A 13,939-nucleotide genomic window follows, 5' to 3' on the forward strand; every position below is an offset into this window, starting at 1 on the left:
TACCATAGCCGAGTCGATCGGATGCCGCAACACCCGGCCTGCACAGTGTCAGACGTGCACGGCTCGGCCGACGCGCACCGGCATCTCGACGAGACGGGCCGGCTGCTCCGAGCGGTCTGTCATCTGCAGCCTCGAGAGCAGCAGCCTCGCAGCCTCCCTGCCCAGCTGGCGCGCGTCGTGCTCCACGACGGTCACCGGGACCGGCATCAGCTCGGCCAGCTCGAAGTCGTCGAAGCTGACGATCTCGGGCATGTCGGCGGCACGGCTGCCGGCCCGCAGGCGGCGCCCGATCTCGCGCAGTGCGCCGATGCTGTTGCGGTTGTTCGCGCTGAAGATCGCCGTCGGCGGCGCCGGGAGGTCGAGCAGGCGGCGGGTGGCCTCACCCGCCGAGGCCGACGCGGCATCCTGCTGTTCGCGCACGATCAGCTCGGGGTCGGCGATCACGCCGCGCTCGGCGAGGGCGCGCGCGAAGCCCTCGTATCGGCGACCTCCCGTGAAGGCGGACCCGACGTTGCCGAGGTAGCCGATCCGGGTGTGCCCGGCATCCAGCAGCGCGAGCGTGCCCCGGTACGCGCCGCCCACGTCGTCCAGGAGCACGACGTCGACGTCGAGACCGTAGATCCGGCGTGACGCGAGCACCAGCGGCATGTCGCCGAGATGATCGGGCGACAGATGGTCGGACGGACCGCCGGCGGGGACGAGGATGAGCCCTTCGACTTGACGACCCCGCAGGTCGGCCACCAGCTGACGTTCGCGCCACGATTCGCCGCCGGTGTTCCCCAGGATGATGCGGCGGCCCGTCTCGGCGACGACCTCTTCGACTCCGAGAGCGAAGTTGCCGTAGTACGGATTGCCGAGGTTCGTGATCGCGACGCCGATGAGGCCGCTCGACTGCCCCGGACGCAGGCTGCGCGCGTTCTCGTTGCGGTGGTATCCCAGCTCGCGGACCGCTGCCAGGACCCTCTCCTGCACATCCGGACGCACGTTCGCCCCGCCGGCGAGCGTGCGCGAGACCGTCATCGGGCTCACGCCGGCGCGGCGGGCGACCTCTTTGACCGTCGGCTTCTTGCTCGCTCCGGCGACACCGGACATGTCGATCCCTCCTTCGCGACGCGGTTTCACGGTAGCGGATGCCGTCCCGCCGGGCCCGCTTCGCTCACGCGGGATCCCTGCGGCAGCCGTCCGGGGAACGCGTCGCCGCTGATAACGTTATCGGCTCGGCCGTCACGGCCCCGCTGTGCCGAGGGAGGAATCGCGGATGCGTCCGAACATCCGCGCCGCCGGCGGCGTCCACAGCAGCGCGATCACGGCACCCGCCACGAGCGCGCTGACGGCAGCCACCCAGTCCCAGGCGTCGCTGCCGACGAGGATCAGGGTGTTGAGGGCGAGCAGCAACGCGAACCAGACGGTCACGAGCAGCCGGGAGAATCCGCTCCCCCGGCGCAGGCCCGCCGCAGCGCTGAGCACCAGCAGACCGAGCAGGACGAGTCCGGCGCCGACAAGTGAGATGGTGCGGACCTCGGTGTCGTCGACGGCGTCATAGCGCGACAGGACGACGAGGACCCCGAGGAGCACGGCCAGCGCGGCGCCGCCGTATGCGAGCACCGCGACGAGCGTCGTCACGGCCAGCGCGCCGCGCGACCGGAGAGGGGTATCGACAGCGGGCGCCTCCGTGAGCGAGGACGTGAGCCGGCGATGCACGAGACGCACGACCTCGATCGCCCCGATCATCACGATGACGATTCCTACGAGGGCCGTCGACAGCTCCTGGCCCGGATCGACCAGCTCGAAGAAGGTCGTGGCGAGCGGGATGGTGAACACCCCGACCAGCGCGACGAACATCGCGCCGATGATGAGGACCTTGTAGCGGTTGAGCGGCCGCGACAGCACCGCGAGCACCCAGATGCCCACGATCGCGAGGATGATCGTCGCCCCGGTCCGCAGCTGCTCCTCGGTCACGCCGAGCCCCTTCGCCACGTACGTGTACCAGGTGAGTCCCAGGGCGATCACGAGGCCCGACGGGATCGCGAAGATCAGCGAGCGGCGCAGGAACCCCGGCAGGTAGCGCTGCGCGTTCGGCATCAGGGCGAGGAAGAACGCGGGGATGCCGATCGTGAGTCCGTCCGTGATCGACAGCTGCCGGGGAAGGAACGGGAACTCGAGCACGAGCACACCGAAGATGATCGCCAGGGCCGTCGCGTAGACCGTCTTGTTGAGGAAGAGCATGGAGACGCGCTCGATGTTCGCGATCGCCTGCCGGCCTTCGGCGACCACATCGGGAAGGTGCGAGAACTGTCCGTCCAGCAGCACGAGCCGGGCGACGGCCTTCGTCGCCGCCGACCCCGAGTTCATCGCGATGCCGATGTCCGCGGTCTTGATCGCGAGCGCGTCGTTCACCCCGTCACCGGTCATCGCGACGACGTGCCCGCGGCTCTGCAGCGCGGTCACCATGCGCTTCTTCTGCTCGGGAGTCACGCGTCCGAATACGGTCTCGCGCTCCAGCACGTCGGCGAGCGCCGCGTCGTCGTCGGGCAGCTCGCGCGCGTCGAAGCCGCCGACGACGTCGAGTCCGACCTCCCGTGCGATGGCGGCGACCGTGCGCGGATTGTCGCCGGAGATGACCCGGATGCCGACCCCCTGCCGCTCGAAGTACGCCAGGGTCTGCGCGGCATCCGGTCGCACCGTCTCGCGGAAGGTCAGCACGACGATCGGAGCCGGGTTCGACGGCAGACGCTCGGCCGCGGCATCCGTCTCCGACAGCGCCTCGTCGGATCGCGCGAGCACGAGGGTGCGGCGGCCCGACGCGGAGAGCTCCGTGGCCGCGCGCCCGAGTTCGGTCTCGGGGGAGGTGGCCGCGTCGCCGAAGATCATCTCGGGGGCACCCATCACCCACGTGCCGGGGACTTCCCGGAAGGAGACGGCGCTCCACTTGCGGGCCGAGGAGAAGGGGATGTCGCGCTCGGCCGTGAGGTGCGGATCCGCGTAGTCCGTCCGCAGCGCCCGAGCGGTGGCGTTCGCGTCGGACGCGACGGCGTACCACCCGAGGACCCGGCTCGCGTCCTCGGCCGCGGCTCGAGCGGGCTCGCTCGACATCGAGTGCGCCTGGTCGAAAGCGATGTCGCCGACGGTGAGCGTCCCGGTCTTGTCGAGGCAGACCACGTCGACGCGGGCGAGTCCCTCCACCGCCGGCAGTTCGTTCACCAGCACCTGCTTGCTCGCGAGCTTCGCCGCACCGACGGCGAAGGCGATGCTCGTCATCAGCACCAGGCCGAGCGGGATCATCGCGGTCAGCGCCGCGATCGTGTTCACGACCGCCTGCACCCAGCCGCCGGACTCGAACGCGGCCGAGTAGCCCCCGGCGACCATGATCTGGGCGTTGAAGACCAGCAGCCCGACGGGCCCGATCACCCAGCCGACCCACTTCAGGACCCGGTTCACCGAGGAGCGGAGTTCGCTCGACACGAGCGAGAATCGCTTCGCCTCCCCCGCGAACCGGTTCGCGTACGAGTCGGCACCCACCTTGGTGACGCGGGCGGTGCCCTCGCCCGCGACGACGATCGAGCCCGAGAGCGCTTCGTCGCCCTCGTGCTTGTCGACAGCATCCGATTCGCCCGTCAGCATCGACTCGTCGATCTGCAGGGCACGCGACTCGAGCACGACGGCATCCGCCGGGACCTGGTCGCCGGCGCGCAGCACGAGGACGTCGTCGACGACCACATCGTCGGGAGTGATCTCGCGCTCCGCGCCATCCCGCCTCACGCGGGCGAGCGACGCGTTGAGGAGAGCGAGCCTGTCGAGCGCCGCCTTCGCCCGGAACTCCTGCACGCAGCCGATGATCGAGTTGGCGAACGCGGCGAAGCCGAACAGCGCGTCCTGCCAGCGCCCCACGAGGAAGAGGACGAAGAAGCACGCGAACACGATGCCGTTGAAGAGGGTGAAGACGTTCGCGCGGACGATGTGCCACGCGCTGCGGCTCGAGTCGGGCGTGTAGCGGTTGGTCCGCCCTGCGGCGACCCGTTCCGCGACCTCGGCGTCAGTCAGCCCGAGGGCCGGGTCGGCGGGCTTGGTGTCGGAGGTCACGGGGGTTGCTCGCTTCCGTCAGGCGGCGGCGGGGAACGCGGTGGTCGTGCCTGCGGCCGCCGCCCCCTGTGGACAACGTAGCGGCCCCCGCCGTGGTCGGGTCAAGCGCCGCCGTGCGTTTCGACTACGAGCCGGTCCCCCTCCCATCCGACGTTCATCGGATCGGTCACCCCGCCGACGAAGGCGCCGCCGTCATCGAGGTTGTGGAATGCGAACAGCAGCCATCGGCCGTCGGTGCGGCGCTGAAGAAGCCTCCCGACGTAGAGCCTCTCGTCGGTGAGCGGGTAGGCGGCGTCGACATCGAACGGGCCGGTCACGGACTCCGCCGGCACCGCCCACGTGCCGCCGCTCTGACCCCGTCGGCCGGCGGTCGCGTGGTCGGCGAGACACGAGAAGATCAGCACCGGCCGCCCGTCGATCACCTCGACCTGGGTCACCTCGAGCTGTCCGAAGCCGTCCGCGCTCGGGGCCGAAAGTGGTTCACGAAGCTCCCACGTGCGCAGGTCGGACGACCACGCGTGGCCGACCACGCCTCGCCCGTCGACGGGGCCCTGGGCGGCACGGGCCGTGATGAGCATGTGCCAGCCGTCGCCGCCCGGGTCCGCGAACACCCAGGGGTCTCGGAAGGCCTCGTCGTGCCAGTCGCCGCTGTCGAGCTTCTCGTACCAGGGCGCTCGGGCTTCCAGCACGGGAGCTTCGCTCTTGGTCCACGTCTGGAGATCGGTGGAGGTGGCGTACCCGATGCGCTGGACGTTCTTGCCGTCGGCCGCGAGAGACGAGCCCGTATAGAAGAGGAACCAGGTGCCGTCCGGGTGCCGGACGACGGATCCGGTCCACGTCGCGAGATCGTCGAATGCCGGGGCGTCGCTGCGCACGAGCGCGTCGGCCACCTGAGTCCACTCGACGAGATCGGTGGAGACGGCGTGCCCGATCGACGCGCGGTAGTGCCGTGCGTCCGGGTCGTGCAGCGCGCGTGAAGCGTAGAGGAAGAAGAGGTGGTACCGGTCGCCGTCGTCAGCGAACCAGAAGTCCCACACCCAGGAGTCGGGGAGGTCGAACAAGGTCTATCCTTCGTTGGTCGGCGCGGGCGCGCATGTTCGGTGCGGGGTCGCGGAGACGTTCACCGTCATCCCTTGACCCCGCTCGCGGCGATGCTGCTGACGAACGCGCGCTGGAAGATCAGGAACATGATGAGGACGGGCAGCGTGATGAGTGACGTGTACGCCATCACCTCACCCCACGCGGTGTTGAGCTGGAAGAAGTACTGCATGCCCACCATCACCGGTCGCAGCTCCTCCTTCTGGACCACCATCAGGGGCCACAGGTACTGGTTCCACGCGGGGAGGAAGGTCAGGATCGCGACGGTCGCGAAGGCTGGGCCCGACAGCGGCACGAGGATACGGCGGTAGATCGTGAACCAGCTCGCCCCGTCGATCCGGGCCGCTTCGTCGAGCGACTTGGGGATCGTCGAGAAGTACTGCGTGAACAGGAAGATCGAGAACGCGTTCGCGATGAACGGCACGATCTGGACCTCGTAGGTGTTGAGCCAGCCGAAGTCGTATTTGAGCACGCCGCCTTCCATCACGAGCGTCGGCAGCTGCGCGACCCAGTAGACCATCGGGACCGCGATCGTCTCGAAGGGCACGATCAGCGTGGCGATGACGAGCGCGAGCACGACGACGCGGCCCCTCCACTCCAGCCTCGAGAGGGCGAACCCCGCCATCGAGTTGACGATCAGGCCGAACCCGACGGTGAGGACCGTGACGAGGACCGAGTTGAACATGAACTGCGCGACGGGGACGCGGTCGAACACCCCGAAGTAGTTGTCGAGGCTGATGTCGCCGATCGGGAGGAAGGCGTTCACCGAATCGATGTCCTGCAGGATCTGGCTGTCGGGCTTGAGGCTCGAGACGAACATGAACACCAGCGGGAACAGGAAGACGATGCCGAACAGCGACAGCGCCGCGTAGAGCAGGATCGTGCTCCTGCGGCGGTGGGATCGCTCGCTCGATGCGGGCGTCCGGAGCGGGCGATCCGCGGGAGCGGCGGTGGTGAGGGTTCTCGTTTCGGACATGGTCAGTCCTTCTCTCGCGTCAGGCGACGCTGGATCAGTGCAATGATCAGCACCGCCACGAAGAAGATGAGTGAGATCGCCGCGGCGTACCCGATCTCCTGCTGCTCGTATCCCTTGCGCACCGCGTAGAAGACGATCGTCGACGTGGAGTTGACCGGACCGCCCTGGGTCATCACGTCGACCTGCACGAACAGGCCGAGCGCGGCGATGGTGATCGTGACGAGGACGAACACCATCGTGGGCCGCAGACCGGGCCACGTGACGTTGGTGAACTGACGCCACGGGCTCGCGCCGTCCATCTTGGCCGCCTCGTAGAGCTCCTCGGGGATGGTCTGCAGCCCCGAGAGCCAGATGATCATGTGGAAGCCGACGGCCTGCCAGATGGACATGAAGATGATGGCGCCCAGCGCGGTCTGGGGATCGTTGAGCCAGTCCTGGCCCGACCACAACCCGAATGTGAGCGCATCGATCATCGAGTTGATCAGCCCGTCCTCCTGGTACATGAACTTCCAGAGGATCGACACCACCACGATCGAGGTGACGACCGGGATGAAGAAGATCACCCGGAACGCCGTGATGCCGCGCATGCGCCGGTTCACGAGCACAGCAAGGAGGAGGCCGAGCGCGGCCTGCACGGGCACGACGACCAGCGCGAAGATCGCGGTGTTGCCGATGGACTGGATGAGGACGGGATCGGCCGTGAAGGCGCGGATGAAGTTGTCGAACCCCACGAACCGCGGAGGATTCGGCGAGATGAGTCGTGCGTTGGTGAACGACAGCGTGAACGCGAGGATCACCGGAATGATCAGGAACAGCACGAGGAGGATGCCGGCGGGGGCGATCATCCCGAGGCCGGCCCAGGTCTCGCGGCCCTTGATGGAGCGGAGGCGACGGGTGGCGCGCCGAGGTTCCTCGGCGGCGACCGTCGGTGGCGTGACAGTCATGACGGAGCTCTCTGAGAGTGCGCCGGCGGGGACACGCAGCCCCCGCCGGCGCGGCGGATCACTGGAAGCCGTACCCGTCGTTCGACGCGATGTTCGCGTCGATCTCCGAGACGGCGCGATCGAGCGTCTCCTGCACGTCCGCGCCGTTCATGATGTCCTTCGCCGCCGTCTCGAAGGTGGTGGAGATCACCGCGTAGGCGGGGGTCTCGGGGCGCAGCACCGCGTACTCCTGCGAGAACTCCACGAACGGGCGCAGCGCGCCGTCGTCGCCGAAGTACTCCGACGCCTGGGCCGCCGCCTCGGTCGCCGGGATCACGACCTGCTTGTCGGCGAACTCCGTGATGTATTCGTCCTGGAAGCTGAACTCGAGGTACTCGCGCGCTCCGTCGGCGTCGTTGCACTCCGACGAGATGCCCCATTGCCAGGAACCGCCGCCGATCTTCGGCCCGGTGCCGAGGTCCGGCGGGGGCAGGATCAGCAGGTCGTCGCCGACGGCGTCGAGCGCCGCGACGGCGTTCCACACGCCCGTGTAACTGAGGGCGACCTCGTCGTCGATGAACTCCTGGTTCCCCACGGTCCCGCTGTTGCCGGCGTACCCGTCCGCGAACAGCCCGGCGAACCAGTCTCCCCACGCCACCGCTTCCGGTCCGTTGAGCACCCCCTCGGCGCTGAGCATGGTCGAGCGGTCGATCAGGTCGCCGCCGAAGCTCTGCAGGAACGGCGAGTAGGCGTACGGCCACCACTCGCCGGTGTCTTCGGCGCCGATGTCTATCGGGGTCTCGTATCCTGCCGCCTTGAGCGCCGCCAGCGCCTCACCGAACTCGTCGGCGGTCCACGGCTCGTCGACGGTCGGGATGCGGATCCCGTTCTCGGTGAGAACGGACTCGCGCGCGAAGATCGCCAGCGCGGCATCCCAGTAGCCGGCGGAGTAGATCTCGTCGTTCCACACGCCGACCGCCGTGGGCAGCAGCGAGTCGGTCAGCTCGGTCGGAAGCTCGAGCGGCTGCAGGTACCCCGCCCACGCCCAGTTCGGCATGATCGGTCCGTCGAGGTCGAGCAGGCACGGGAGATCACCGGATGCCGCGGCCGCGACGATCGCGTCGTTGTAGGCACCCTGGGGGAAGGACTCGTGCACGACTTCGTACTGGTCCTGCGATTCGTTGAAGTCGGAGATGATCCGCTCGTACACCTCGAGCTCGGCGGGGTTTCCGGCGGAGTGCGTCCACATGGTGAGCTGGGTGCGACCGTCCTCGGTCGTGGACTCGCCCTGACCGGCCTGGCCGCATCCGGTGAGGACGATCGCCCCCACCAGCCCGACCGATACGAACATCGGCGTCGTTCTGCGCATTTTCTGTGGTTTCCTTTGTTTGGCGGTCGGCGCGCGCGCCGTCCGCTGATCGGAGACTGCCTACGGCAGTCGTTCGGTGTATGAAGCCCGTCGCCGGTTCGGTTTGGCGACTTGCGCCGGCGGCGGGCCCACGGAGTCTCGTCTCACGACGGGACACTCCATCTGGTGCGTGGCGTTGTCATTCCCTTCCTCGCGCACGCCGAGCGCGACCTCCATCGCCCAGCGACCCATCTCGTAGTGGGGAAGGGCGATCGTGGTGAGTGGGGGATCCTGCTCCGCGGCGACGAGCTGCTGGTCGTCGTAGCCGATGACCGACAGGTCTCGCGGAATCTCGAGTCCGCGGTGATGGGCGGCCGTGTAGGCACCCACGGCCATGCGGTCGTTGAAGCAGAAGATCGCAGTCGGACGCCGGCTCTCCGGAATGTCCAGGAGGACCTCCGCGGCCGACCTTCCGCCCTGTGCGGTGGTCGCGCCGGTGACGTGGAGAGCCGGGTCCACCGGGATGCCGGCCTCGGCCAGTGCCTCGAGGTAGCCCTCGTGACGCAGGTTCGAGGCGATCGGGCCGTCGTCGGTGTCGAGATAGGCGATCCGCCGATGGCCCGCCCGGATGAGTTCGCGCGTCGCGGCATAGCCGCCCGCCCGATCGTCCGGCACGACGCTGCGAAAGCCGCCCGCGGCGGGCCGGCAGTCGAGGAACACCGTAGCCGGCGGCAGGCCCTCGGGCGCCTCCACCACGCGGTGCCACATGCACGCGTAGATCATCGCGTCGACCTGCTGCGAGGTCAGTGCCGTGATCGCGTCGCGCTCGATGGCTCCGTTGCCGCCCGTGTCCACGAGGAACACGAGGTGACCGTTCTCGCGAGCGGCGTCCTGCGCACCGGCGAGCATCCGCCCCGCGAACGGGGTCGTCGCGATCTGGTCGGAGATGAGCCCGACCGTGCGGGTCTGCTGCGTCCGCAGGCCCCTGGCCACCGAACTCGGCGCGTAGCCCACGGCGCGCGCGGCCTCGCGCACGCGTCGGCGAGTCTGCTCGGAGATCCGTGACTCGACGTCGTTCATGACGAGCGAGACGGTCGTCACCGACACGCCTGCCGCCGCTGCGACGTCTGAGATCCGGGCCCGAGCCATCTTCACACCTTCGTGATAAATCGATTTAGCCGATACCGAAGATTATCGACCTGTCGACCGGCCGTCGTCAAGGGCGACTTTCGCGCACCTCGCGGGTCGTCGTGGTTCGGTCCGGACGAAGGACGACCGCGCTCAGCGTCTCAGCGTCTCAGCGGCTCAGCGGCTCAGCGGCTGAGGCGGGCGAAGCGCCGCACCGACAGCGGCACGAAGACGACGAGCATGACGACCGCGAAGCCGAGGACGTAGAGGACGGGGTGCTGCAGCGGCCACGCATCGGGGGTCGGCGCATTCGCGGGGATGTTGCCGAACAGTTCGCGTGCCGCCTGCACCAGCGCCGAGACGGGGTTCCACTCGGCGAAGACCTGAAGGGGCCCGGGGAGGTTCTCACTCGGCACGAAAGCGTTCGAGATGAATGTGAGCGGGAAGAGGATGAGGAACGAGGCGTTGTTGATGACCTCGGGGCTCCTCACGCTCAGCCCGAGGAAGCTCATCACCCACGAGAACGCGTACGAGAACAGCAGCAGCAGTGCCACGCCGGCGAGGAATCCGACGACCCCCGACTCGACGCGCCAGCCGACGAGGAAGCCGGTGAGCATCATGACCACGAGCGAGAGGAAGTTGATCACGAGGTCGCCGAGCGTGCGTCCCACCAGCACCGCCGACCCGTTCATCGGGAGCGTGCGGAACCGGTCGATGATGCCGTCTTTGAGGTCCTGCGCCATCGCCGAGCCCGAGTAGGTCGATCCGAACACGATCGTCTGGGCGAAGATGCCCGCCATGAGGAAGGACGTGTAGTTCTCGCCGGGGACCTGGATCGACGAGCCGAAGACGAACGTGAACAGCAGGACGAACATGATCGGCTGGATCAGAGTGAAGACGAGGATGTCGGGAACCCGGACGATCTTCTTGATGTTCCGCCAGGTCGTCACGTATCCGTCGGAGAGGAAGCGACTGATCGGGGTCCCCGCCTCGGGCTCGAGCGTCGCCTGGGAGGACGGGCTCTCGTCGCGGGTGGCGCGGGTGGTGGTCACGCGGCTTCCTCCTCGTCGGCCGAGCTCTCGGCGGCGTGGCCGGTGAGCTGCAGGAAGACGTCATCCAGGGTGGGGCGCCGCATCCCGGCGTCGTGGAGCAGGACGCCCGCGCTTCCGACGTCGGCCATGATGTGGACGAGTGCGTCGGCACCGTCCGACACCGGGACCACCAGCGTGCGGTCCCCATCGACCGTGACGGGTCCGGTGCCCACACGCTCGAGGATGCCGCGGACCGCCGGCGCGTCCGCGGGGTCGACGAGCGTGATGGCGACGCGTTGTCCGCCCACCGAGGACTTCAGCTCGTCCGCGGTCCCCTCGGCGATGACCTTCCCGTTGTCGATGATCGAGATGGAATCGGCCAGGCGGTCCGCTTCCTCGAGGTACTGCGTGGTGAGCAGGACGGTCGTCCCGCCGCCGACGAGCGATTCGATGACGTCCCACAGCGCCAGCCTGCTCCGCGGATCGAGACCCGTGGTGGGCTCGTCCAGGAACAGGACGGGCGGATTGATCACGAGCGCCCCGGCGAGATCGATGCGCCGCCGCATCCCACCGGAGAAGCCCTTCACCGGACGGTTCTGAGCTTCGACGAGGTCGAACAGCTCGATGAGCTCACGAGCGCGCTGGGCCGCGCGCTTGCGCCCCAGGTGGTAGAGCAGTCCGACCATGAGCAGGTTCTCGAAGCCGGTGAGGTTCTCGTCGACCGCGGCGTACTGCCCGCTCGCCCCGCTCATCCGCCGCACTCGCTGGGGATCGGCGATCACGTCGATCCCCGCGATGCGCGCGCTCCCCGAGTCGGGCTGGATGAGGGTGGTCAGCACCTTCACCGTGGTGGTCTTGCCGGCGCCGTTCGGACCCAGCAGGGCCGTCACGGTCCCCTGCGGCACCTCGAGGCTGAGCCCGTCGAGCGCGCGCACCTCGGGCGCCCCCTTCGGCTGGTACGTCTTGACGAGATCGTGCGCCTCGATGTAGGCCATGGCTGAATGCTAGCGGCGCGCGCAGGGGGGTCGGCTCGGCGGGGAGCCCGATCGTCAGCGGTGGCGGTGGTTCCGGACTCCGGGCGCGTAAGGCGCAGCCGAACAGACACGGCTTGACTCCTAATAATTCATACACAAAACTATGTGGACAGCGCGACGCCGGAGTCGCGGGGAGAGGTTCACATGCGTATCGCCATCGTCGGCGCCGGCATCGGCGGGTTGGCCACTGCTCTCAGCCTTGAGGCGGCGGGATTCCGCGACATTGCCGTGTACGAGCGGGTCTCCGAGATCCGCGGACTCGGGGTGGGCATCAACCTGCTCCCGCACGCGATGCGGGAGCTGACCGAGCTCGGGCTCGCGGAGCGCATCGCGGCGCTCGGGGTCGCGCCGAGCGCGCTGAGCTACTTCAACCGGTACGGTCAGCCGATCTGGACGGAGCCCCGGGGCCTGGAAGCGGGCTATCGGTGGCCGCAGCAGTCCGTGCATCGCGGAGGTCTGCAGCTCGCGCTTCTCGCGGCCGTCCAGGAACGCCTCGGCGACGTGGTGCGCACGGACCACCGTCTGATCGAGATCGTGAGCGGCGGTGACGTCGACGTCGCTCGATTCGAGACCCCCTCCGGACCGGTCGAGCTCGAGGCCGACGTGATCGTCGCCGCCGACGGCATCCACTCCTCGGTGCGGGCGCAGCTGTTCCCCGACGACGGCGGACCCGTGTGGAGCGGGCTGACGCTGTGGCGAGGCACCGCGGTGGTCCCGACCTACCTGGATGGCCGCACGATGATCATGGCCGGCGACGGCGAGCAGAAGTTCGTCGCGTACCCGCTGTCGGCACCGGATACCGCGGGCCGAGCGCGCGTGAACTTCATCGCAGAGCGGCGCAGCGCCGGTTCGCCCGACGTCGATTGGAACCGTGCGGTCGATCCTGCGCCGATCGTCGAGCTGTTCGCCGACTGGCGGTTCGACTGGCTCGACGTGCCCGCCACGATCGCCGCGGCAGATGAGATCCTCGAGTATCCGATGGTCGACCGCGACGCCCTTCCGCAGTGGACGTTCGGCCGCACCACGCTCCTCGGCGACGCGGCGCACGCGATGTACCCGAACGGTTCGAACGGCGGCTCGCAGGCCATCCTCGACGCACGCACCCTCGCCTACCATCTCGCAACCGCGACCACGCCGGCCGACGCGCTCGCCGCCTACGAAGCCGACCGCCGCCCTGTGACGGCGAGGCTGCTCGAGATGACCCGCCAGACCGGCCCGGAGCGGGTCATGCAGCTCGCGTACGAACGCGCGCCCGGCGGTTTCGACGACGTGCACGACGTGATCCCCGCCGATGAGCTGGCCGAGATCGCCGCCGCTTACAAACGCGCCGCCGGCTTCCACCCCGACGTGCTCAACGACCGCCGGTCGCTGACGGCGCGGCGGGCGTCGTGAGTTTCGACGCCGGCCGGCTCGCGGCCGTCATCTCCCCGCTCCGCCGGGCACTGCTGGCCGCTGCCCGCGAGCGCGAGGGCCTGCCCGACATCCCCGACGCGCAGGTCGAAGTCGTCCGCGCGCTGCCCCACGGCACCGTCGCCTCTCCGAGCGGCCTCGCCGACGCGCTCGGCCTCCGCCGCTCGACCGTCAGCAACCTTCTGGCGAGCATGGAGCGGGCGGGCCTGGTCGCACGAAGGCCGCGCTCCGACGATCGCCGCCAGGTCGATGTCGTCGCCTCGGCGAAAGCGCTCGGCTACTTCGAGCGCTTCGACCGCGCCTCGGAGGCGATCGTGGCGGATGCCGCGGCATCCCTCTCCGCCGAAGACCTGACCGCCCTCGAGCAAGCCGTCCCCGCTCTCGAGCGGCTGCGGGACGTCCTGGTCGCACAGCGCGCCGCCGCGCGCGCCGAGGCGGCGTCGTGAGCGCCCCACCCGCGGTGCCCGGCCTGGCCCCCGCGTTCGACGTCGTCGTACGCCTCGGCCCTCTCGACGACTACGGAATCACGCGGGCCGGTCACCGGCGAGTCATCCCGATCGTCGGCGGTGAGATCTCGGGCGCCCTCGAGGCGACGATCCTGCCGGGCGGTGCGGACTGGCAGGTCGTCCGGCCGGACGGCGCACTCGAGATCGACGGCCGCTACTCGGCGCGCACGTCAGCGGGTGAGCTGCTCTACCTTCAAGTCGCGGGGGTGCGCAGCGGTCCGCCGGACGTCCTCGCCGCCCTGCTCGCGGGCGAGAGCGTGGCCCCCGACGCCTACTACTTCCGCACGTCCGTGCGGATCGAGACCTCCGCTCCGGCGCACGCCGATCTCGAGCACGCGATCTTCGTCGCGTCCTGCGTCCGCGAGGCGGCATCGGTCCGGTACACCGCCTATCGCGTGACGTGAG

12 protein-coding genes are annotated in these 13,939 nt (G+C 69.1%); 3 read left to right on the plus strand and 9 right to left on the minus strand.

The genetic code is table 11. The features are described 5' to 3' along the window. Positions 1-48: 48 nt before the first annotated feature. From ACFQ0P_RS03905 to ACFQ0P_RS03945, 9 genes are all read right to left on the minus strand, one after another. Positions 49-1,092: a LacI family DNA-binding transcriptional regulator gene (locus ACFQ0P_RS03905; protein ID WP_204980603.1), complete on the minus strand. Its 1,044-nt coding sequence runs from the start codon at positions 1,090-1,092 to the stop codon at positions 49-51. 132 nt (positions 1,093-1,224) lie between these two features. After that, entirely contained in the window at positions 1,225-4,080 is a 2,856-nt protein-coding gene (locus tag ACFQ0P_RS03910; protein ID WP_204980604.1) for an HAD-IC family P-type ATPase, read from the minus strand. Between the two features lie 101 nt (positions 4,081-4,181). Continuing rightward, on the minus strand, positions 4,182-5,141 hold the full coding sequence (locus ACFQ0P_RS03915) for a glycosyl hydrolase family 32 (protein ID WP_204980606.1): 960 nt from the start codon (positions 5,139-5,141) through the stop codon (positions 4,182-4,184). A 65-nt stretch (positions 5,142-5,206) separates the two neighbouring features. Further along, the gene (locus ACFQ0P_RS03920; RefSeq protein WP_204980607.1) at positions 5,207-6,154 is read right to left on the minus strand and encodes a carbohydrate ABC transporter permease; all 948 of its coding nucleotides are present in this window, start codon (positions 6,152-6,154) and stop codon (positions 5,207-5,209) included. Between the two features lie 2 nt (positions 6,155-6,156). Continuing rightward, positions 6,157-7,098, minus strand: coding sequence for a carbohydrate ABC transporter permease (locus ACFQ0P_RS03925; RefSeq protein ID WP_378771397.1), 942 nt, complete (start codon positions 7,096-7,098; stop codon positions 6,157-6,159). Between the two features lie 58 nt (positions 7,099-7,156). Then, positions 7,157-8,446, minus strand: a complete 1,290-nt coding sequence (locus ACFQ0P_RS03930) for a sugar ABC transporter substrate-binding protein (RefSeq protein WP_204980608.1) — start codon at positions 8,444-8,446, stop codon at positions 7,157-7,159. A 60-nt stretch (positions 8,447-8,506) separates the two neighbouring features. Then, the gene (locus tag ACFQ0P_RS03935) at positions 8,507-9,574 is read right to left on the minus strand and encodes a LacI family DNA-binding transcriptional regulator (RefSeq protein ID WP_204980609.1); all 1,068 of its coding nucleotides are present in this window, start codon (positions 9,572-9,574) and stop codon (positions 8,507-8,509) included. Positions 9,575-9,738: 164 nt separating this feature from the next. Further along, entirely contained in the window at positions 9,739-10,530 is a 792-nt protein-coding gene (locus tag ACFQ0P_RS03940) for an ABC transporter permease (protein WP_378772348.1), read from the minus strand. 71 nt (positions 10,531-10,601) lie between these two features. Beyond that, positions 10,602-11,579 (minus strand): ATP-binding cassette domain-containing protein, encoded by a 978-nt coding sequence (locus tag ACFQ0P_RS03945; RefSeq protein WP_204980611.1) that lies wholly within the window; start codon positions 11,577-11,579, stop codon positions 10,602-10,604. A gap of 183 nt (positions 11,580-11,762) precedes the next feature. Between ACFQ0P_RS03945 and ACFQ0P_RS03950 the strand changes: the two genes are divergently transcribed. The 3 genes from ACFQ0P_RS03950 to ACFQ0P_RS03960 are packed head-to-tail and all read left to right on the plus strand — an operon-like array spanning position 11,763 to position 13,938. Then, positions 11,763-13,010, plus strand: coding sequence for a flavin-dependent oxidoreductase (locus ACFQ0P_RS03950; protein ID WP_204980612.1), 1,248 nt, complete (start codon positions 11,763-11,765; stop codon positions 13,008-13,010). Then, entirely contained in the window at positions 13,007-13,474 is a 468-nt protein-coding gene (locus tag ACFQ0P_RS03955; RefSeq protein ID WP_204980613.1) for a MarR family winged helix-turn-helix transcriptional regulator, read from the plus strand. The genes ACFQ0P_RS03950 and ACFQ0P_RS03955 overlap by 4 nt, the downstream gene beginning before the upstream one ends. Beyond that, positions 13,471-13,938 (plus strand): DUF3237 domain-containing protein, encoded by a 468-nt coding sequence (locus ACFQ0P_RS03960; RefSeq protein ID WP_204980615.1) that lies wholly within the window; start codon positions 13,471-13,473, stop codon positions 13,936-13,938. Before ACFQ0P_RS03955 ends, ACFQ0P_RS03960 begins: the two co-directional genes overlap by 4 nt. Position 13,939 lies beyond the last annotated feature (1 nt).

The organism is Microbacterium insulae, from assembly GCF_042677065.1.
In the GTDB taxonomy this organism is placed as follows: Bacteria; Actinomycetota; Actinomycetes; order Actinomycetales; family Microbacteriaceae; genus Microbacterium; species Microbacterium insulae.